17 protein-coding genes are annotated in these 18,883 nt (G+C 73.1%); 5 read left to right on the top strand and 12 right to left on the bottom strand.

Annotated elements, in window-relative coordinates; genetic code table 11:
* Positions 1-13 precede the first annotated feature (13 nt).
* On the top strand, positions 14-1,711 hold the full coding sequence (locus ACFVU7_RS31115; protein ID WP_388048406.1) for an ABC transporter family substrate-binding protein: 1,698 nt from the start codon (positions 14-16) through the stop codon (positions 1,709-1,711).
* Positions 1,712-1,825: 114 nt separating this feature from the next.
* Here the strand turns inward: ACFVU7_RS31115 and ACFVU7_RS31110 are convergent, their stop codons facing one another.
* The 7 genes from ACFVU7_RS31110 to ACFVU7_RS31080 all read right to left on the bottom strand — a co-directional run bounded on the left by ACFVU7_RS31110 (position 1,826) and on the right by ACFVU7_RS31080 (position 9,873).
* On the bottom strand, positions 1,826-4,168 hold the full coding sequence (locus ACFVU7_RS31110) for a Helicase associated domain protein (RefSeq protein WP_388048405.1): 2,343 nt from the start codon (positions 4,166-4,168) through the stop codon (positions 1,826-1,828).
* 44 nt (positions 4,169-4,212) lie between these two features.
* On the bottom strand, positions 4,213-4,509 hold the full coding sequence (locus tag ACFVU7_RS31105) for a hypothetical protein (RefSeq protein ID WP_388048403.1): 297 nt from the start codon (positions 4,507-4,509) through the stop codon (positions 4,213-4,215).
* Positions 4,506-5,213: a helix-turn-helix domain containing protein gene (locus ACFVU7_RS31100; RefSeq protein ID WP_388048401.1), complete on the bottom strand. Its 708-nt coding sequence runs from the start codon at positions 5,211-5,213 to the stop codon at positions 4,506-4,508. Before ACFVU7_RS31100 ends, ACFVU7_RS31105 begins: the two co-directional genes overlap by 4 nt.
* Positions 5,210-7,384 carry a hypothetical protein gene (locus ACFVU7_RS31095; protein WP_388048400.1) on the bottom strand — a complete coding sequence of 725 codons (2,175 nt, stop codon included), beginning with the start codon at positions 7,382-7,384 and terminating at the stop codon, positions 5,210-5,212. Before ACFVU7_RS31095 ends, ACFVU7_RS31100 begins: the two co-directional genes overlap by 4 nt.
* Positions 7,384-7,860 carry a hypothetical protein gene (locus ACFVU7_RS31090; protein WP_380739729.1) on the bottom strand — a complete coding sequence of 159 codons (477 nt, stop codon included), beginning with the start codon at positions 7,858-7,860 and terminating at the stop codon, positions 7,384-7,386. The genes ACFVU7_RS31095 and ACFVU7_RS31090 overlap by 1 nt, the downstream gene beginning before the upstream one ends.
* Before the next feature lie 184 nt (positions 7,861-8,044).
* Positions 8,045-8,644: a hypothetical protein gene (locus tag ACFVU7_RS31085; RefSeq protein ID WP_380739727.1), complete on the bottom strand. Its 600-nt coding sequence runs from the start codon at positions 8,642-8,644 to the stop codon at positions 8,045-8,047.
* A gap of 314 nt (positions 8,645-8,958) precedes the next feature.
* Positions 8,959-9,873 carry a helix-turn-helix domain-containing protein gene (locus tag ACFVU7_RS31080; protein ID WP_388048399.1) on the bottom strand — a complete coding sequence of 305 codons (915 nt, stop codon included), beginning with the start codon at positions 9,871-9,873 and terminating at the stop codon, positions 8,959-8,961.
* Positions 9,874-10,102: 229 nt separating this feature from the next.
* Here ACFVU7_RS31080 and ACFVU7_RS31075 point away from each other — a divergent pair, with 229 nt between their 5' ends.
* The 3 genes from ACFVU7_RS31075 (at position 10,103) to ACFVU7_RS31065 (ending at position 13,497) form a co-directional block, all read left to right on the top strand.
* The gene (locus ACFVU7_RS31075; RefSeq protein WP_388048397.1) at positions 10,103-10,810 is read left to right on the top strand and encodes a CHAP domain-containing protein; all 708 of its coding nucleotides are present in this window, start codon (positions 10,103-10,105) and stop codon (positions 10,808-10,810) included.
* Positions 10,811-11,190: 380 nt separating this feature from the next.
* Positions 11,191-12,708 (top strand): S8 family serine peptidase, encoded by a 1,518-nt coding sequence (locus tag ACFVU7_RS31070; RefSeq protein ID WP_388048395.1) that lies wholly within the window; start codon positions 11,191-11,193, stop codon positions 12,706-12,708.
* A gap of 249 nt (positions 12,709-12,957) precedes the next feature.
* A complete protein-coding gene (locus tag ACFVU7_RS31065; RefSeq protein WP_388048393.1) occupies positions 12,958-13,497 on the top strand; it encodes a hypothetical protein in 540 nt (179 codons plus the stop codon).
* Positions 13,498-13,621: 124 nt separating this feature from the next.
* Here ACFVU7_RS31065 and ACFVU7_RS31060 read toward each other — a convergent pair whose 3' ends face one another.
* The 3 genes from ACFVU7_RS31060 to ACFVU7_RS31050 are packed head-to-tail and all read right to left on the bottom strand — an operon-like array spanning position 13,622 to position 16,226.
* A complete protein-coding gene (locus ACFVU7_RS31060) occupies positions 13,622-14,224 on the bottom strand; it encodes a hypothetical protein (protein WP_074005420.1) in 603 nt (200 codons plus the stop codon).
* On the bottom strand, positions 14,221-15,480 hold the full coding sequence (locus ACFVU7_RS31055) for a hypothetical protein (protein ID WP_388048391.1): 1,260 nt from the start codon (positions 15,478-15,480) through the stop codon (positions 14,221-14,223). Before ACFVU7_RS31055 ends, ACFVU7_RS31060 begins: the two co-directional genes overlap by 4 nt.
* Before the next feature lie 2 nt (positions 15,481-15,482).
* The gene (locus tag ACFVU7_RS31050; RefSeq protein ID WP_375876081.1) at positions 15,483-16,226 is read right to left on the bottom strand and encodes an ATP-binding cassette domain-containing protein; all 744 of its coding nucleotides are present in this window, start codon (positions 16,224-16,226) and stop codon (positions 15,483-15,485) included.
* 402 nt (positions 16,227-16,628) lie between these two features.
* On the opposite strand from ACFVU7_RS31050, the gene ACFVU7_RS31045 reads away from it, so the two are divergent.
* The gene (locus ACFVU7_RS31045) at positions 16,629-17,609 is read left to right on the top strand and encodes an endonuclease/exonuclease/phosphatase family protein (RefSeq protein ID WP_380739712.1); all 981 of its coding nucleotides are present in this window, start codon (positions 16,629-16,631) and stop codon (positions 17,607-17,609) included.
* A gap of 54 nt (positions 17,610-17,663) precedes the next feature.
* On the opposite strand, the gene ACFVU7_RS31040 is transcribed toward ACFVU7_RS31045, so the two are convergent.
* Together ACFVU7_RS31040 and ACFVU7_RS31035 are read right to left on the bottom strand one after the other, a co-directional pair.
* Positions 17,664-17,834 (bottom strand): hypothetical protein, encoded by a 171-nt coding sequence (locus tag ACFVU7_RS31040; protein WP_388048389.1) that lies wholly within the window; start codon positions 17,832-17,834, stop codon positions 17,664-17,666.
* Positions 17,834-18,229, bottom strand: a complete 396-nt coding sequence (locus ACFVU7_RS31035; RefSeq protein WP_388048387.1) for a hypothetical protein — start codon at positions 18,227-18,229, stop codon at positions 17,834-17,836. The genes ACFVU7_RS31040 and ACFVU7_RS31035 overlap by 1 nt, the downstream gene beginning before the upstream one ends.
* Positions 18,230-18,883 lie beyond the last annotated feature (654 nt).

The raw sequence follows: 18,883 nt of genomic DNA, 5'->3' as shown, positions 1-18,883 counted from the left end.
CCAAGGACACCCCATGCGTCGGAAGCTCGCCCTGCCCCTCGCGCTCGCCGCGGCCGTCTCGGTCGCCGCCACCGCCTGCTCCTCCTCGTCCCCCTCCGGCGGCTCCACCGGCGCCTCCCCCGGGCAGGACGCCAAGAACGCCGCCAAGGTCGCGTCCTCCGTCACCGACTACAACCCCCAGCCGTACGAGAACATCAAGGACGGCGGCACCTACACCACCGCGGGGACCTTCGACGAGCAGGGCAACCCGTTCAACGTCAACGGCACCCTGAACGCGCTGCGGGTCTGGTCCTGGTACAACGCCGACGCCATCACCTACTCGCCCACCGGCGAGGTCCAGTACAACCCGGACTACTACAGCGACGTGAAGGTCTCCGTCGAGGGCGGCGACCAGAAGGTCGTCATCACCCTCAACCCCAAGGCCGTGTTCAACGACGGCACCCCGATCGACTGGCGGGCCATCGAGGCCACCTGGAAGGCCAACAACGGCTCCGACAAGGAGTACGCGGCCTCCTCCACCGACGGCTACGACCGCATCACCTCCGTCACCCGGGGCGCGGACGACAAGCAGGCGGTCATCGCCTTCAAGGGCGTCAACGCCTCCTGGTCCGCGCTGTTCACCACCTTCCTGCACCCCCAGGCCGCCACCGTCGACAACTTCAACAAGGCGTACGTCAAGACCGCCCACCCCGAGTGGGGCACCGGGCCGTACACCGTGGGCACCTGGGACGACCACTCCGGCAACATCACCTTCGTGCGCAACCCCACCTGGTGGGGCCGGCCGGGCAAGCTCGACAAGCGCGTCTACGTCAACCTGGAGAGCGCCGCCTCGATCAACGCCTTCAAGAACGGCGAACTCGACTACGCCCCCGTCGGGACCGCGGAGAACCTCAAGCAGGTGAAGACGGTCAAGGACGCCGAGATCCGCAGCGGCGGCAGCCCCTTCGAGTACTCGCTGTACCTCAACACCAAGTCCCCGCTGCTCGGCGACGTCCAGGTCCGCAAGGCCGTGCAGGAGAGCATCGACCGCGCCCAGATAGCGAAGATCCGGTTCCAGGGCCTCGACTACACCGAACCGCTGCCCGGCTCGTCGGTGCTCTACAGCTTCCAGCAGGGCTACCGCGACAACGTCGCCTCCGTGCTGAAGTACGACCCGGAGCAGGCGCGCAGGACCCTGGACGCGGCCGGCTGGCAGCCCGGGGCCGACGGCATCCGCGCCAAGGACGGCAAGCAGCTCGCGATCGGCTACACCCTGCTCGGCGACGGCCCCATCGAGAAGGCCACCGCCAGTGCGTTCACCGCGATGCTCAAGGCCGTCGGCGTGAAGGTGGACGTCAACAAGGTCTCCGAGAACGACTTCTCCAAGGTCCTCAGCGACCGCCGCTTCGACCTGTTCATCTCCGGCAACCGCTCGACGGACCCCTTCGGCGCCCGGTACCTGTGCGACTTCTACTGCTCCGACCGCGACTCCAACATCACCGGAGCCGGCACCCCCGAACTGGACAAGGAGATCCGCGCCACCGGAGAGATCGCCGACCTCGGTCAGCAGATCGCGGCCGTCAACGAGGTCGAGCAGAAGGCCCTCCAGCAGTACTCCCTGCTGCCGCTCTACAGCGGCCCCTCCACCTACGGCATCCGCAAGGGCCTCGCCAACGTCGGCGCCGCCATCTTCTACAGCCCGCTGCCCGAGACCGTCGGCTGGCAGAAGTAGCAGCACCGCCGGCGCCCAGGACGGTCGGCTCCCCGGACCGTCGGGGGACGCACGGCGCACGTCGGACGTGCGCTCGCCGAAGGGCGGCTCCGCGGGCCGCCCTTCGGCGGAGCATCACCCGGTCCGGCCGCCGGTGGCGGTCCCGGCGTGCCGGTGGAGGGCGTCCAGGAGCGTGATCTGACGGTTGGTCAGTTTGCCGTCGGTGCGGGCCTTGTCCTGTTTGCGCAGCCAGGTGCCGGGGCGGAAGGCCGGGTCGGCCTCGCCGCCGGTGCGGTTCACCGGGCCGGCGAGGGCTCCGCCGGCGGCGAGGTAGGCGAGCAGGCGGCGGTAGGAGCGGTTCCAGTCCGGCTCCAGGCGCCACAGCTCGTCCAGCGCGTCCAGCTTCGCCGCCTGGTCGCCGGTGAGGTTGTCGGCCTTGCGCTGGCGGCGCATCCACGCGCCCACCGCGTAGTCGTCCAGCTTCGCGGTGGCGGGGATGGCGAGGTGGCCGTGCCGGCGGTGGAACGCGGCGGCGTACGCGGCGCCGCGTTCCCAGGCGTTGGCGTTCTTCGACCAGATCATGCCGAGCGCGTCCAGCTCACTGACCCGGGCGGCATCGAGCAGGCCCTGACCGTGGAGGTGGCGCTGGCGGGCGAGCCAGGAGACCAGCTCGGCGTGCTTCGCCTTGTCGACGGGGTCGAGGTGACCGTGCTCGATGTGGAACCCGGCGGCGACGGCGTGCATCCGCTGCCACTCGGCCGCGCGCGGGTTGAACGCGCGCAGCTTGACGGTCTGGAGGATGCGCGCGGCGTGCCGGCGGGCGTCGACCTTCAGCCACTCGACCGGCGACTCGACCGGGGCCGCCGGCTGCTGATCGCCCTCGGCCGGCTTGGCCGCGGTGGTGTGCGCGGCGCCCTGGGAGCGGTGGGCGCGCAGCTCGGTGATCCGGCCGACCACCCGGGCGTCGTGCGCCGCGAGAGCGCGCAGAACCCGCCAGATCGTACGGAAGCTGGACGCCTCGATCTCGGTGTCGGCCTCCGCCTTCACGGCCTCGCCGGCGTCGTGGACCTCGGACGGGTGCGCGGTGGCGGTGTCGTCGCCGACCTGAGGCGTCGGCAGGTAGACCGGGATGACGATCCACGAGACCTTGCCCTGCCGGTAGGACTGGCGCAGGGCGCGGCCGACAGCCTGGACGATGTCGATGACCGAGCTCTTGGGGTCGGCGAAGCAGACGGCGTCCACCGCGGCAACGTCGATGCCCTCGGTCAGCAACCGGCTGTTGCAGAGGATGCCGCACTCCTCGCCGTCCTCGCCGGTGTGGGCCTTGAAGTCGGCGAACGCGGCCCGGCGGTCGCGGAGGCGGTCCGTGCCGGCCACCGCCTTCGCCCAGATCCGCTCCGGGCGCTCCGCGTCCTCCAGCAGCCGGGAGGCGTCCGGCAGGGTGTCCGCGAACTCCCGCGCCGCGCTGACCCGGGAATGGAAGGTGATGACGCGGCGCAGGTCCAGGTCGGCGACGGCGCGCAGCACGGCGATCTGCAGGGCCAGACGCAGCAGTTCCTCGTTGGAGCGCTGGGTGCGCAGGTCGGCGACGGCGGGGAGGCGGAGCAGTTCGCGCAGGTCCTCGTCGGTGACGACGGGGACCAGGACGCGGTAGTCGGCGAGGTAGCCGTGCTCGATGCCCTGGCCGAGGGTCCAGGTGAAGACGGTCCGGCCGTAGATGCTCTCGTCGTCCATGGAGCACAGCGCGGGCAGGGCCTGGCCGTCGGCTTCGGCGAGGTCGGCCAGGCCGTCCTTCGCGCGCCGGTCGTCGGCGATGCGCGGGGTCGCGGTGAAGTAGAGCCGCCGGGTGGCGAGGACCTGGGCGTCGTCGTGGACCGCCGCCCACGCCTTGCTCTCGGCGCCGGCGGTCCGGTGCGCCTCGTCGATGACGACCAGGTCCCAGGCGGGCAGGCCGAACTCGCGGTGGGCCTGGACGATCCGCTCCAGCGAGGCGTAGGTCGCGTACACGGTCACCGGCTGGCCGTCGGGGGCGCCGGCGACGAGGTCGGCGATCCGCGGGGCCTGGGTGGTCACCCGGGCGTGGACGCGGCCGCCGGCCTCCGCGCTCTCCAGCGCCTCCTCCCGTGAACAGGCCGCCACCGCCAGGCCGCGGCGTCCGCCTCGCAGGGACCAGGCCTCGGCGGTCTGCTCCAGCAGCTCGATCGTCGGCACCAGCACCAGGACCCGGCCCCTCGCCGCCAGGCGCCGGGCGCAGCCGGCGGCGATCAGGGTCTTCCCGGAGCCGGTCGCCGCGACGACCGTCGCGCGGCCGCCGTCCTTCACCTCGCGCACCGCTGCGGCCACCGCGTCCTTCTGGAACCCGTGCAGCGGCAGCGGGTTCGCCACGGCGATACCGGGCGGCTGCGCCGGGAGCGGCGGCCGGGCCTGGGCGCACGGCCCGGTCGGCGCGTCCTGCTCGGCGGTGGCGGTGCTCTCCACGACGCGGGTGTCTCCATTCGTGTGCCGGGTGCTGAGGGGAAGGGTCAGTGCTCGTCGGGGTAGGCGTAGCGGTGGAGGGCGTCGATCAGGCCTTCGACCAGGTCGCCGAACGGCGTGGCCTGCCAGTCGCCGTCGAAGCCGCCCTCGGCCAGGAGGATGCCGGCGAGTCGGTCGGTCAGCTCCTGGGCGTCCTCCTCGCTCGGCGGGGTGGCCGGGTCGAGGGCCACGCCGCGGGCCTCGGCGGCGCGGCGCAGCACGGTGAGCTTCTCGTCGGAGCCGGCGAACCATGCGGGGCGGTCGGGGTCCGGTGCGGTGTGCCGGTCCGGATGACCTGCGCTCACCGGTTCTCCCCGGGGATCCAGCCGCGGACTTCGAGGTACTGGATGTCGGCGTCGGCGATGGCGCGGCCGGTCTCCACCAGCCAGGCCTTCATGGCCTCGGTGACGTCGCCGTGGTGGTCGGCGACGCGCCGGGACCACTCGGCGGCGTCGAAGCCTCCGGTGGAGGCGGAGCCGTAGGTGCGCTCCTCGGTGCCGTCCGCGCGGGGGACGAACCCGCGCCGGATGCCGCCGGAGTCCTGCTCCGAGCCGGCGCTGTAGATGTACTGGTCGGCCTTCATCCGGACGGTGAAGGCGAGGCGGCCGCCGGCCCGGCCGGTCTCGTGCACCACGGGCGCGAGGTGGCCGGCGCCGGACCTGATGGCCTGCTTCCCGGCACGGCCGGCCATCGACCCGCCGGCCTCGCCGACCGTGTCCTTGCCCCGGACCCGGGCCTTCTGCCCGGTCCTGGTGCGGCGGCGGCTGGTGTTCGCCTCCGCGATCCCGGACAGCGTCTCCTCGTCGCGCTCGCCGCCGCGGACCGCCCGGACCAGCTGGCGCAGGGCGCCGACCATGCTGGCGCCCTTGCCCTTGGTGAAGAACTGGGAGACGAGGGAGGCGTCGCGGCCGAGCATCGTGGCGACCTGGCGCTTGGTGTAGCCGTGGTCGATGAGTTGCTGGGTCAGCCGCGCGGCCTCGTTGGGCTGGTTCGGGTCGGCCGGGCTCACCGGGTCTCCTCCGCGGCGAGTTCGGCGCGACCCAGGCCGCGCAGCTTCAGGTACTGCTCCTGGCTGGTGGGGTGCTCGACGGGGCCGGTGAGGTGGCCCTTGAGGAGGTAGTCGCCGGGCTCGCCGCGGTAGGGCCAGGGCTGGCGCTCGGTCAGGGCGATGCCGTCGGTGCCGAAGTAGACGACGGTGCCGGGCTTCGCGTGCAGGGCGCCGGCGTGGCCGATGACCTCCTTGCCCTGGCGGTACCTCATGTCCAGCAGCGCCGCCCGCGCCCCGGACCACACGTAGGCGGCCCACTCGGGGTGGGCGTACGGGTCGCGGGAGAAACCGGCCTGCCGCTGCCAGGTCACCACCGTGCCGTCCCGGCCGAGGATCTCGACCCCGGCGGGGAGGGTCTCGCCGATGGGGGTGGTGCCGGAGACCAGGCGCGGGCGCTGGGCGAAGCCGCCGAGGCCGAACAGCAGCACCGCGCGGACGGCGCGGGAGGCGAGGTAGGCGGCGGTGCGCTGGCGGTCGTCGCCGTGCATGCGGGAGAGGTTGGTCAGGTCCGCCCAGGCCGACTTGAGGCGCTTGCCCCACTCGTCGAGCGGCTTGCCGTCCTCCCAGAGCAGGCCGCCGAGGACCTCGATCCGCCACGGCGCGAGGTGGTTGGCCAGGGCGAGGTGGACCTCGGCGCCGCCCGCCCAGGTGGTGAAGGTCTCGCCGGGCGCCGAGGGGTAGGTCCAGGCGCGGTCGCCGGTGACCGGGGCGGGCAGCAGGCCGACGTGGTTCCAGCCCTGCGGGACGGTCACCTTGACGTTCCAGTGCGAGCAGGACATCAGGGCCTTGGTCTGCTCGGCCTCCGTCATCGCGGCGAACGCGGCGGCGGTGATCCGGCGCGGGGTGCCGACCGGGGACTTCCACAGGTGCTTGGCGTAGGCGAAGGTGCGGTCGTACTCCACCAGGGCGGGCAGCTGCTGCGGCACGCGCGGGGGCAGGACCAGCTCGGTGCGGCCCTGGCCGCCGGTCGCGTGCAGCAGGCCGCGCAGCTCCTCGGACAGGACCGGGTAGCCGCCGGCCCACTTGCCGGTGGTCGGGACGGTGCGCGACCACAGGTCCCGGCCGGTCTGCGACGGCGAGCCCATGAGGACCGCGTCGTCCCAGTGGCGGCGCAGCGCCTGCCACAGCAGGGTGAACGCCTGACGGCAGGTGACGACGTCGGCGCCGTCCGGGTCGAACCACTCCCCCATGCTGCGGATCTCGGTGGTGCCGCTGTCCGGGGCCGCGGTGGGGGCGTAGCGGCCGACGGGCTGGCGCTGGTGGACGAAGTGGCCGGCGAGCTTGTCGCGGCCGGAGCCGACGGCGGTGGTCCACCGCTCGGACGGGGTGTTCAGCCAGGCGGCGACCGCGTCCTTGAGCGTGCTGTAGCGCTCGGCGCCGTCGTGCCAGGGGGCGCCGGCGGTGATGTAGACGCGCTCGGTGCCGGGCGCGGTCGCCAGGACGGCGTCCAGGATCTCCCCGGGGGTGCGGGCACCGAGGTCGACCCGGACGACCTGGTCGCGGACCGCGAGCATCCCGGCGGCCGCGTCCAGGAACACCGTGGAGCGGGCCTGCTGTGTGAAGTTCGGGCGCTTGGAGAGCAGGCCGATCGTCACGGCCTCGAACCGGGCGCCTGCCGGGCCCTCGGGGAGGGTGGGCAGCTCGCGCGGGCCGGCCTCGGCCACCGGATGCACCGGGGCAGCTGGGACGACCGGCGCGGCGACGGCCGGGGTCGGCTGCTCGGCCGGGGCCTCGGCCGGGGCCGGCTGTTCGAGTACGGCGGCGGGGCGGGTCAGCGCCGGGGCGACGGCGGCGGGTGGCTCGGCAACCGGCGCCGGATCTGCCACTTCCTCCGCTTCCGCCACTTCCGCGACGGGCACCGGGGCGGGCGCGGCGGCGCGGACGGCGGCCGGGGTCGGGTCCAGCAGCGGGGCGATCCGCACGACGTCGCCGACCGACAGGCCCGCGGCCTTCGCGATGGCGTCGGCCTTCGCGCCCTCGTACCCCGCCAGCCCGGCCACCCGTCGCGAACGCTGGGCGGCGAGCCTGTCCAGCTCCTTCCGCGCGGCCGCGACCTGCTTCTCGGCGGCCGCGATCCCGGCGCGCAGCTCGCGCAGACCGGCGAGCTCGGCGGTGTACGTCTTGCGGTCCATCAGGCGCCGCCTTCCGCGGTGACGGTCGCGGTGGCGAGCTCCGCCGTCTCCCGGTCGATGCGGGCCAGGGCGGCCTTGAAGACGGGGACCAGGTCCTCGTTCATGACGTAGCCCGTCGTGCGCTGGTAGGAGGGGTTCTCGGGGTCGTACTGCGCCTCGACGGGCTGCGGCATCCCGACGGGCCAACGCTTCTTGGCGGCACCCCGGTTGACGGCCTTGGTGATCGCACCGGACCGACCGCGCAGGGACTCCGACCCGTCGGGGCCGCGCAGGTGGCCGGAGGCGACCCAGCCCTCGCCTTCGGCGGCGAGGCGGATGATCTGCACGGCGGTGGCCGGCAGGTCCCGCAGGAGTTGCGCGGCCCTGGTGACGGTCCACTGCGCGTCCTGGAGCACCGGCGCCGCCCCGTGCCTGCCCAGCAGCGCGAAGAGCTCACGCGCCAGGTCCTCGGACACGCCCTCCAGGACGAGTCTCATGTGAACCCCCTCATAGTCCCATGGTGTCGGCTAACTCCACATAGGGTAGCGCTGGGGCGCTTCCCGGCAGCGGGCGACCGGGCAGGTGGCCGCCGGCGAGCCGGGCCGGCCCGGCGAGGGCAGGGGCGAGCGGCGCCGCGGCCGACTCGGCTGCGGCGCCACCTCCGTGGGCGTGGTTGCCGTGCTACTCCGCCGGCGCGCACCAGGCGGCGACGAGATCGTGGAAGCGCGGGAAGCGGGGGCCCGGGACGGTCTCACCGCTGACCGTCTCGCCGTTGAGCCAGCAGATGTCGAAGACGTCGGCCTCGGTGTCGAGCAGGCAGCACACACCACCGGTGGCGGCGGTGAGGTCGGTGAACACCTTCCTGACGCTCGCGGACCGCGCGAACATCCGGCTCATGCCGGAGGTGGCCGCGGTGAACTGCAGCGACGCGAAGTCCGGGTGCCACGCGGGCGAGAACCTGACGGACAGGTAGACGTACCCGACCGACACCCGTCCCCGCTCGTCGACCCGGTCGAAATCGTCGAGGAAGAACTCGCGCACCGCGTCGTCGACACCGATGGCGATCGAGGTGTCCAGTTCGAGCGTGCCGCCTGCCGAGCAGTCGACGGGTTCGCTCCTGAACTTCGAGGTGAACGGCACGGTCAGCTGCTCGCCGCCAGGCAGGGTCACCGGAAGCGGTGGTGTGTCGCGGGCTTGGGGTGCGAGCTCGGCCAGCCGGTTCAGTGCCCTTGCGACGTTCCGAGGAGGCGTGAAGATCTCGTAGCTGTAGTCCAGCCCCATGACGCCCCGTCTCCCCTGTCCTGAACCGGCATCCTTTCACGGCACGGACCGGTCGCCCAGGCGATTCCTGGGGCGGCTGGCTTCGTGGCCAACCGACACGATGCGCCGACCAGTGGATTGTCCGTTCCGGTTACAGCCTGGTTCCCGCTCCGTCGTAGATCGTTTCCCAGCCGGATGGTCCATGGTGTTCCTGTGCGTGGTGTTCGAGGACTGATGGCCCGCACCTCAACAAGGGGGGCGGGCCGTCATGCGGACCGGAGCGCTCACGTCCTTGCGAGCCACCTGGCGGCGCACCCGGCGTCCACGGCCGGTTCTCAGGGGCGCCTGGAATCCTGGCACTTGAGCACGGCGGGCGGGGTGGCGCCGTCGTCGAGGCAGATCCTGACGGTGGAGGCACCGCCGGCAACATCCGCGGGGATTGCGGCGTTGTAGTTCTCGCTTGCGCCGCAGACGACGCCGGTGTGAATGCTGCCCAGTTCGCTGCCGGAGGCGGAGTAGCTCGTCGCCGTGGTGTCCCGGCAGTCGGCCGAGTCCTCGGACTTGCCTTGCCCGCTCAGGCCGACCGAGCGGTTGTACCAGGTCAGGGTGCCCTTCGTGGAGGTGTTTCCGTAGATGATGTCGAAGTCGGTGGTCGGGAAGGCGGCAGGAGGCGCGGCGGCGGGCGACGACCGGCGGGCCTCGTCCGCCCCGCCGGTCGTCGCCGTCGGGGCGAGCAGGCGGTGGACCAGCAGCCCGCCCGCGACCACCCCGGCCAGGGCCGCCGTCGCCACCGCCACCCAGGCGACCCGGTGCCGGCTCCGGCCCGCCGCCGGGGCCGCCGGCTCCCCGGCCCCGGCGGCCACCACCGCCCCACCCACGGCCGCTCCTGCCGCCACCGCGACCGCCGCCACCGGCACCGGGGCCGCCACTTTGGCGGATGCCGCCCCCGCCCGCAGCTCCTCGTCCACCCGCGCGCGCAGAGCGAGCGCCTGGTCGAGGTCCCCCTCCGCCAACCGGTAACAGGACCAGAGCGCGCGGACTGCCGCCTCCGGCGCCGGGTGCCGGCCGTCCGGACTCTCGTAGCGGGAGACGGTGGTCTGGGCGATGTTGAGCCGCCGGGCCACCGTCTTCTGCGGCAGCTCCCCCGCACGGGCCCGCCACTCGCGCAGCGTCCGCGCCAGCTCCACCCGCGCCGACGCCCCGTCCCCGACGCCCTCCGCCTCCGGCCCGGTGACTCCCCTGTCCGGCATCCGTCCGCTCCCCTCTCCTTCGGCCCGTGCATATCCGCAGCTCGGAGCGCACGCATACCCGACTGCATACGAATGAGTAACCATCTGATCGCGCAGCGTAGGAGTCGGCGGCCCGGCCGTGCAACGCTGACGACCAGCCGGTGAAACCCCCGGCGAATCCCACCCCCCTCCCGTACCCGGGCATTCGTATGCCGCCCCGGGGCACGGGATGCACTCGAAGGAGTCACCGATGTACCCGACCCGTCACCTCACGCTCCCCACCCTCAAGCAGCGCACGGGCCGCGCCGTCGCCCTCGCCGTGCTGGCGGCGGCCGCGCTCACCGGGACCGGCGCGGCGGACGCGCTCGCCCTCCCGGCGACCCCGCCCGCCGCCGGCTCCACCGCCACCGCCGACAGCAGCACCACCGCCACCGTCACCGTCACCGGCGGGACCGCTGCCGACGCCGACGCCCTGCGCGAGGGTGCCGCGGCGCCGGCGGCAGCCACCCTGCGGGACCGGATCGCGGCGGCGGCGCGCGGTCAGATCGGGGTCACCGAGAGCGACTCGGCCTGCCAGAAGTACCTCACCGGAAAGGGCCAGACCTGCCGCAACACCTCCTGGTGCGCGGCGTTCGCCGAGTGGACCTGGCGGCACGCCGGGGTGAAGAGCGTCCCGACCACCCTGCTCGGGCGCGGGGTCGGCAAGTGGGGGCAGGAGCACCACCTGTTCCACACCGGCTCGCCGAAGCCCGGCGACCTCGTCGTCTACGGCCCGCCGGCCTACGAGCAGGGCGGCCACGTGGGCGTGGTGGTCTCGGTGAACCGTGACGGCACCCTGGACACCGTCGAGGGCAACGTCAGCAACAAGGTGGCCCACCGCCACATCGACCCGCGCACCGCCAAGGGCGGCGTCAAGAAGTGGAAGATCTCCGGCTACGTGACCCCGCCCGGCGCCTGATCCCCACCTCCGCGCCCCGGCCCGGGGCCGCTTCCTCCGTGGGGTGGAGGGGCGGCCCCGGGCCGGGGGGTTCGCGGGCGGTGCGGCTGGGGGCGGGGACCCGGGCCCGGTCACGGTGTACGTCCTGGCGACCAAGCCGTGGCGTTCCGGGGGCAGTTGTCGATCCCTGCTCTCCGGTTCGACGCGGGGCCGCGCACCTTGGCGGGCGTCCGGGGGGCGTGCCCGGTACTGGAACTCCCGGTCGCGCGGGCCGTCTTGGGCACGGTCGGCATATCGGGGCGAGGTGGTGGACAGCTTTACTCCCGTACCACCCTCATGTGCCTGCCCGGCCGTCACTCTGCTGTCGGGCGGGTCCCCCACCCTGATGATGCGGAGACCACATGGCTCGACGACGTTCCTTGCCCCGGCTCGGCCTGGCCGTCCCGGTCGCGCTGGCGCTGACCGCCTCGCTCGGCTTCCTTCCCGCCTCGGCCTCGGCGGCGCCCCGAATACCGTCCGCCGCGCAGGCCGAGGACGCGCACACCCTGTCGTACGTCGTCAACACCAGGGCCGACCACCGCACGATCGCCGAGGTGCAGCGGGCCATCACCGCGGCCGGCGGCACCGTCGTCGTCACGTACGACGGGATCGGCGTCATCGTCGCCCACTCGGCGGACCCCGGCTTCGGCGGGCGGCTGCGCGCGGTGCGCGGCGTGGAGTCGGCGGGTGCCACGCGGACCGCGCCGCTGAGCGCGGCGGGGACCACCGAGGCGGGTGCCGTGCGGCGCCTGTCCGAGGCCGAGGTGGCGACGATCGCGAAGGCGTCCGGCAGCGGCACCGAACCCCTCGAGGCCGAGCAGTGGGCCCTGCGGGCGATCGGCGCGGACAAGGCCGCGGAGATCAACCCGGGCAGCAGGGACGTCACGGTCGCCGTCGTCGACACCGGCGTCGACGACACCCACCCGGACCTCGCCCCGAACTTCTCCCCCTCGCAGTCCGCGAACTGCGCCAGCGGCAAGGCCGACACCACCTACGGCTCCTGGCGGCCGGTGGACGCGAACTACTTCCACGGCACGCACGTGGCGGGCACGATCGCCGCCGCCCGCAACGGCGTCGGCGTCGCGGGCGTGGCACCCGGGGTGAAGGTCTCCGGCATCACCGTCTCCCAGCCCACCCCGCGCCAGCTGATCTACGCCGAGAGCGTCGTCTGCGCCTTCGTGTTCGCCGCCGACCACGGTGTGCAGATCACCAACAACAGCTACTACGTGGACCCGTGGCAGTACAACTGCCTGGACGACCCCGACCAGAAGGCCATCGTCGACGCGGTCAACCGCGCCCAGCTCTACGCGCAGCGCAAGGGCACCCTCAACGTCGCCGGGGCCGGCAACGCCAACCACGACCTGGCCTCCGACGGCTTCACCGACGGCGGCAGCCCCAACGACTCCACCCCGTCGAGCCGGACGGTCGACCCGCACAGGTGCTGGGACCTGCCCGCGCAACTGCCGGGCGTCGTCACGGTCAGCGCGACCGGCGCCAAGGGCGCGAAGGCGTACTACTCCAACTACGGACTCGGCGTGATCGACGTCGCGGCGCCGGGCGGCGACCAGTACCAGGCCTCGGACACGCCGTCCAAGGAAGGCGGCATCCTGTCGACGCTGCCGGACAACCAGTACGGCTACGAGCAGGGCACCTCCATGGCCACTCCCCACGCCTCCGGTGTGGCCGCGCTGCTGAAGTCCACCCACCCGGAGGCGACCCCGGCCCAGTTGCAGGCACTGCTCAAGGCCCAGGCAGACAACCCGGGCTGCCCGGCCGGTCCGAACGGCGACGGCGCCGCGGACCCCGTCTGCGCGGGCGGCAAGCGCGTCAACGGCTTCTACGGCTTCGGCATCGTCAACGCGCTGCGCGCGGTCAAGTAGCGGTCGAATAGCCGGCACCGCACCCGTCCCGTGCCCGAACGCGCTGACGCCCCCGGCTGTCCAGGCCGGGGGCGTCGGCGTTCGCGGCACGCCGGGTGCGCGCCACGCCCCACAGGTCGGGCGGTAGGCCCCGGGACCTTTCGGGCGGGTGCGGGCATTGAACGTCAACTAGGCTGCTGTCACCATCAGTTGGCCGATGCAGGACCGGTCCGCCGAGCGGGCGCGGATACGGGGAGGGAGGCGGCGAGGGTGCGGACGGCAACACGGATCGCGGCGGCGGTACTGGCGGTGGCGCTCCTCGCCGGAGCGGCGGCGCTGACCTGGACGCTGGCCGCGGAGCGGATGAGCGCGGCCCTGGGGTTGGGCCCGCCGGACGGCGTCGTCGTGGTGGAGGACTGCTACGAGGTGTCCGACAGCGAGGGCTACAACGACGGAACCAACTGCAAGGGCAGCTTCACCCCCGCCGGCGGCGGCGCGGACCAGGCCCGGCCCATCGTGGTACAGGACACGAGCGGAAAACACCGGGCCGGCACCCTGCTGCCGGTACGGCTGGCCAAGGGCGTGGCCCACGAACCGTCGGCGTCACCCGTCATCAAGTACGGCATCGCCGCCGCCATGATCCTCGTCCTGGGCACCGTGTCGGCCGGCTGGCTGCTGACGACCGCCTGGCGCGGCCACGCCCCGGAGGGCAGGATCCTGCTCACCAGCGCCGGCGTCGGGCTCATGGCCGTAACGGTCCTGGGTATCGCCGCCGGCCTGCTCGCCGGAATCGTCGCCCTGTTCCTCTGAGCCGGATCGGCAGCCCGTTATGCGGCAACCGCTCGCTGCCGCGAATCGGGCGGGCACTTCATCGGTGCGGCCACGACCGAGGCCCCCTTCATCCGACGGTCCCGCTCCGACAGCGATCGAGACGTCAGTCGCCATCGACACCGGCACGCCGGCGCAGCGGGGGGACGACGAGCGAGAGAGCACCGATGGCAAGCAGGACCAGAGCTTGTATCGACGCGGTAACTGATCTGGCGTCGTGCAGTGGCCAGGCCCAGATGCCGGGCCTGTTGTGCACCAGACCGAAGGAGGCGCACAGGAAGGGGAACAGCGCAGTGGCCGCCGTGGCGACTCGCCCTCCCGCGAGCCAGCGGATGATGAGGGCGAGGCCGAGGTAGCCGGCGAAGTCGCGGGCCAGGGCGGTGGCGGCGCTGCCCGCGCCCGCCGTGGATGCCACGACGGCGGCCAGCGCGCAGACCACGACACATGCGGCCATGAAGACCGCGTCCCATCCGCCCACGGCGCGGACCGCGACGCGCTCCGCGACAGCGTCGGCACGGGCCTGGCCCTCCAGGATCAGGCAGACGGGAACCAGCGGAAGGAGCGAGGACATGGGCAGGTCGAACGTCAGCCCGCCGATCACCACCGGGATGGGGACCATCACGGAGTCGGCACCGCTGCCCAGCAGGATGCAGGAGAGCAGGCCGACGGCGACGGCGGGAACGTACCTGATGCGCAGCCACCAGATCATCGGACCGCCTGGAAGGAGGGCGCGCCCGGCTGATGGTACTGCGCGGGGTCCAGGACCGGCTTGACGTCGCAGCGACCCAATGTGTCCGCGTTCTTCCGGAACCAGGCGAGCTGTTCACTCTGCGGGAGTGTCATGACCTGACGGGCGAGCTGCACCTCCTGTGGCCGGTAGCTGCCTTCGACCGTCCTGGGGGTGACTCCGGCCGTGAGCTTCAGCCAGGACGACAGTGGGGCGACCGCCTCCACGCCGGGCCAGCGGGCGAACGACTCCTTGGCGCAGTCGGGAGCCCCGTTGGGGATGTACCCCAGCGCGACGAGTGATTGCACCTCGTCCTTACCGGGCCGGGCGGATAACGGTGCCACCGTCAAGGGCTGTGCCAGACCAACGGCTTGGAGACGCTGGTGGGCCTCGACCGCCCAGTCGGTGATGCTGGTGGCGTCGGCCCGCTGCTCGGGCCACAGGCACACCCGTGGCGCCGCCGTGGTGCAGGTCTGCTCGCTTTCCGGACGTGCTTGCGCCGCACGGTATCCGAGAGGTGCCGCGATCCCCGCCCCTGCCGTCGCCGTGGCCACCAGTGCCAGGACGGCGGTCAGCCGGTAGTTCCCGCGCAGCCTCGTCCAGATCCAGGCGGCGACCACCATCCCGACAGCCACGACGGTCGGCGCGAGGACCGCCCGGGTGGCCGGCAGTTGGTCCAGCGCGCAGCACTCGGTGAGGTTGCGGCCGTTGAGCTGACGGACCCAGAAGGCGTCGAGGGTCGACGGGTAGGCCATCCAGAGGAAGCTGGCGACGAGGGTCAGGGGCACGGCGAGCAGCCGCGGCAGGACATGTCCGAGCACGTAGCCGACCACGGTGTGCGCGAGGACGACCAGCAGTTCCAGGAGGATGACGACGGGGGTGGACCAGCCCGGAACCCCACCGGCCTGCGGAACGAACAAGGCCAGGGCGGCCAGGACGGAGACCGTGCCGAGGGCCAGGGTCGGGGCCAGAACGGAGAGGGCGATGGCGGTGGCGGAACGGGCGGGTGCCGTACCGAGGACCGCGGACCGGCGCACCTTGAGGCCTTCCCAGGCCCCGCAGGCCGCGACGGCGGGCGCTGTGAAGCTGAGCAGGAAACTGCTCTGGGCCGTGACGGAAGGCCAGTAGCCGTCGGTGATCCAGCCGGTCATTCTGCCGCTGTACATCGTGATCCACACGAGCAGGACGGGCATGGCCCGCACGGCCGACGAGATCCGGAAGATGGTGCGCCAGGGCACGGTCACACCTCCCCGGTGACGATGCCGGCATAGGCGGTCTCGGCACGCCGTTCCGCGGGGACACCGTGCGGCGCGAGCGTCAGGAAGGAATCGATGGGCCCTTGATGACGCACCTTTCCCTGGTCGAGGACGACGACCGAGTCGTAGGTCTCGGCCAGGTCCTCGGTCTGATGAGTGGAGACGACGAAACTCGTGAGGTGGCGCAGCTCGCCGATCAGTTCCCGGAAGACTCCGCGCTGGACCGGGTCGAGTCCCGCCGTGGGCTCGTCCAGGAGCACGACCTGGGCGTCGTGTACCAGGGTCTGGGCGATCCCCAACCGTCGTAACTGTCCACCGGAGAGTTCCCCGCTGCGCCGGTCCGCGAGCGAGGTGAGCCCGACCTTCTCGATGGCCTGCCGGGACCGCTCCCAGGCCTCGCTCCGCGACATGCCCTTGAGCCAGCCCGCGTAGGCCGCCTGTTCCCGCACTCGCAGGCCGGGCACCGGCCGCACGTGCTGAGGGAGCCAGCCGACCTTCCGGCGGTAGGCCTTGAGGTCCTTGGAACTGCTCGTGTCCAACCCGTCAAGGGTGATGCGACCGGCCTCGGGCCTGAGAGCGGAGGCGATCAGGCCCAGCAGGGTCGACTTGCCGGCGCCGTTCGGGCCGAGCAGCACGCTGCACCCTTCTCCCAGGCGGAGGCTGAAGGAGTCCAGGACCCGGGAGCCCTTGCGGTAGCCGAAGGAGCAGTCAGTTACTTGAACAGGCATGATCACCGATCCGCTTTGCATTCTGAGCTGGTGAGAGATGTGGCGCCGCGTCACCCGGACGCTTTCCCACAGACACGTGCAGCATCGGCTATCCCACCGCACGCCGGTCCGGGCGGTTGACACAGCCGGGGCATCCATGCGGGCGCCGGCACGTGTCGGAGCGTTCCTCCCCGGAGATGGCGACGGAAGCATGCTCACATCCGTTGATCTGCACCATCTTCCTTCTGGAGGGCTCTGCCGCGAGGCCTGCTACGAAAGTTCGGATCCGATGATGCCGTACAGATCGGCGAGGGGCCCGGCTTCGGCCGGTGGTGCGGAACCGGGGCCCCGGGCGCGGGCGTCCGTCCTTCTCGACGGCGGCCGGTGATCATGGCTGCCGGCCGCCGCCCTGGAAGGAGCACCGTGACGGACCGTACGTCGAAGAGCGCGTCGCCCGCCGGCCGGAGCCGTTGGCGGCTCGCCGCGCTGGTCGGGTGCGGGGTGCTGCTGCTGGGCCCGGCCGGGCTCGCGGTGGTGCGGCTGCTCGGGTGGGACGACGGCACGGTGCTGGCCCTGCCGATGGCCGGGCTGCCGTACGCGGCGCTGCTCAGCGTGCTGCTGCTGGCGGTGGTGGCGGTGCTGCGCGCACGGTGGCTGACCGGGGTCGCGGCCGCGCTGGTGGTGCTGCAACTGTGGTGGCTGGTGCCCCGGTTCGTCCCGGACGGGGCCCACGCGCCCGCCGACGCGCCCCGGCTGCGGGTGGCGACCAGCAACAACTTCATGGGACAGGTCTCGCCGAAGTCCCTGGTCGACCTGGTGCGCGAGCAGCGGATCGACGTGCTCGCGGTCGAGGAGCAGAGCGACTCCGCCGCCGACGCCCTGGACGCGGCCGGCATCCGCACCCTGCTGCCCCACCGGGAGCGGCCGGCCGGCACCGACACCGCGCTCTACACCCGGCTGCCCGTCGGCTCCGCCGCCGACCCGGCCTGGCCGACCACCAACCTGACCGTCGACGTCGGCGGCCGCCCGGTGCAGCTCGTCGCCGTCCACACCTACTACCCGCTCGGCGACGCCCGCCGCTGGGCCGAGGACCTGCACGGCCTGCGCGCCGCCGCGCCCGGACGCAACCACAACGCGGTCCTGCTGGGCGACTTCAACGCCACCCTCGACCACAAGCCGATGCGCGACCTGATCGGCACCGGCCTGACCGACACCCACGAGGAGCTCGGCGCGGGCCTCTTCCCCACCTGGCCCCAGGACCACCCCGACTACCGCGTCCCGGCCGTGATCCAGATCGACCACGTCCTGCACGGGCCCGCGCTCACCGCCGTCGACGTCTCCGAGCACGCCCTGCCGCGCAGCGACCACCGGGCCGTGGTGGCCGAACTCGCCGTCCTGCGCTGAACGCCGACCCCGGGGAGCCGGCGGTACGGAACGCCCCGCACCACTGCCCCGGGGTCACCGACCAGCCGCCGGAGCGGGAACCACCGCCCCGCGCGCGATGCGGGCGCGGCCGTCGGGCGGCAGGACGACGAGGTACTGCCGGTCGGCGTCCTCCACCCGGGCCAACGTGACGGACCTGCCGACCGCCGCGAGCGCCTCGGCGGCCGGACCGGCCTCCTCCGTCATCAGATCGAGCCGGGTGTGGGACTGGAGGTCCGTTGTCGGGCCGGTGATCCAGATCGCGATCGACGCACCCCGGCGAGCAGGTCCGTGCGCAGTGGCGCGTCGTCGGCGTCCCGCAGGAGCAGGTCGTGCAGGCGTTCCTGTCCGCACGGCCGGGACGGCGCGGCCTCGGCAAGCGCCCGGCACTTGTGGCACGAGCCCGGGTACTGCGGCTCGAAGAGGTTCAGGAAGCGCCTCAGGTACCGGCCGCGGATCCCGCACAGGGTGCGGCCCGTGCCCCCGGCGTGCTGGACACCGGGCACGCCCAAGACCCCGACCGCGGGATAGTCGGCCGGCTCGCACGCGCCGGCGAACGACCAGGTGGGGCCCGAGGCGCCACTGTCGGGAGTGTCGATCATGCGGAGCAGCATGGCACGCCCGGGACCGCCCGTTCCCGCGCGCCCACCGCGAACTCCGGTCGGCCGTCCCGAAGGGCGCATTCCACCCGGCCGAGCCGGCCCCCTGCGGCCACGGGTGCGTCGAGGACAACAGCTGCGCGGGGACGTCGGCGGCCCGGGTGGACACCGAGACCGGGAACCGGGTGTCGCAGTACTGGTTGCTGCTGGGCTTCCCCGGAATCCGTCCCGCCCGCCAGCGCTGCCCGGCGGTTCGGGACGCTGGAACGGCGACATGTGCCCTGAGCTGCGCGTTCGGCGGCGCCTGGAAAGCCGCGGCGGAACGAGCAGGGCACTGGAACGGGTTCCGGGACCGGGGAATTCACGGAACTGGCGCACGGGCTGACGGACCGTCCCGTCGCCCGCGCACGGCCGGCAGGCCGACCCCGGCCGGCGCCGCGATGCCGAGGGGTCCGGCGGGGGAGCGACTACCTGCTCGACGTCGGCCGGATCCACGCCGCCTTCGTCACCGACACCCGAGACCGCGGCGAGACCCGCGGCCCGCTCGACCTCGTCCCCGCACCGGCGAGGAGCGCAGCGCGGTGCAGCCGGCGGCGCGTGCGTCCGGGTGCGGGGCTGTGGCCGACGAGGTCCCCGTGGGCAACGGTGCCCGAACCG

Source organism: Kitasatospora sp. NPDC058046, from assembly GCF_042885595.1.
GTDB lineage: Bacteria > Actinomycetota > Actinomycetes > Streptomycetales > Streptomycetaceae > Kitasatospora.
The sequence above is the reverse complement of the archived record's forward strand: the minus strand, read 5'-3'. Positions and strand labels throughout refer to the sequence as shown.

What these genes read in the sequence shown, in the direction of transcription:
- ACFVU7_RS31080 (WP_388048399.1), bottom strand. Translation starts at nt 9,873, where the DNA reads ATGCCGGACAGGGGAGTCACCGGGCCGGAGGCGGAGGGCGTCGGGGAC.
- ACFVU7_RS31060 (WP_074005420.1), bottom strand. Translation starts at nt 14,224, where the DNA reads ATGATCTGGTGGCTGCGCATCAGGTACGTTCCCGCCGTCGCCGTCGGC.
- ACFVU7_RS31090 (WP_380739729.1), bottom strand. Translation starts at nt 7,860, where the DNA reads ATGAGACTCGTCCTGGAGGGCGTGTCCGAGGACCTGGCGCGTGAGCTC.
- ACFVU7_RS31040 (WP_388048389.1), bottom strand. Translation starts at nt 17,834, where the DNA reads ATGACGGAGGAGGCCGGTCCGGCCGCCGAGGCGCTCGCGGCGGTCGGC.
- ACFVU7_RS31035 (WP_388048387.1), bottom strand. Translation starts at nt 18,229, where the DNA reads ATGATCGACACTCCCGACAGTGGCGCCTCGGGCCCCACCTGGTCGTTC.
- ACFVU7_RS31115 (WP_388048406.1), top strand. Translation starts at nt 14, where the DNA reads ATGCGTCGGAAGCTCGCCCTGCCCCTCGCGCTCGCCGCGGCCGTCTCG.
- ACFVU7_RS31070 (WP_388048395.1), top strand. Translation starts at nt 11,191, where the DNA reads ATGGCTCGACGACGTTCCTTGCCCCGGCTCGGCCTGGCCGTCCCGGTC.
- ACFVU7_RS31085 (WP_380739727.1), bottom strand. Translation starts at nt 8,644, where the DNA reads ATGGGGCTGGACTACAGCTACGAGATCTTCACGCCTCCTCGGAACGTC.
- ACFVU7_RS31050 (WP_375876081.1), bottom strand. Translation starts at nt 16,226, where the DNA reads ATGCCTGTTCAAGTAACTGACTGCTCCTTCGGCTACCGCAAGGGCTCC.
- ACFVU7_RS31075 (WP_388048397.1), top strand. Translation starts at nt 10,103, where the DNA reads ATGTACCCGACCCGTCACCTCACGCTCCCCACCCTCAAGCAGCGCACG.
- ACFVU7_RS31095 (WP_388048400.1), bottom strand. Translation starts at nt 7,384, where the DNA reads ATGGACCGCAAGACGTACACCGCCGAGCTCGCCGGTCTGCGCGAGCTG.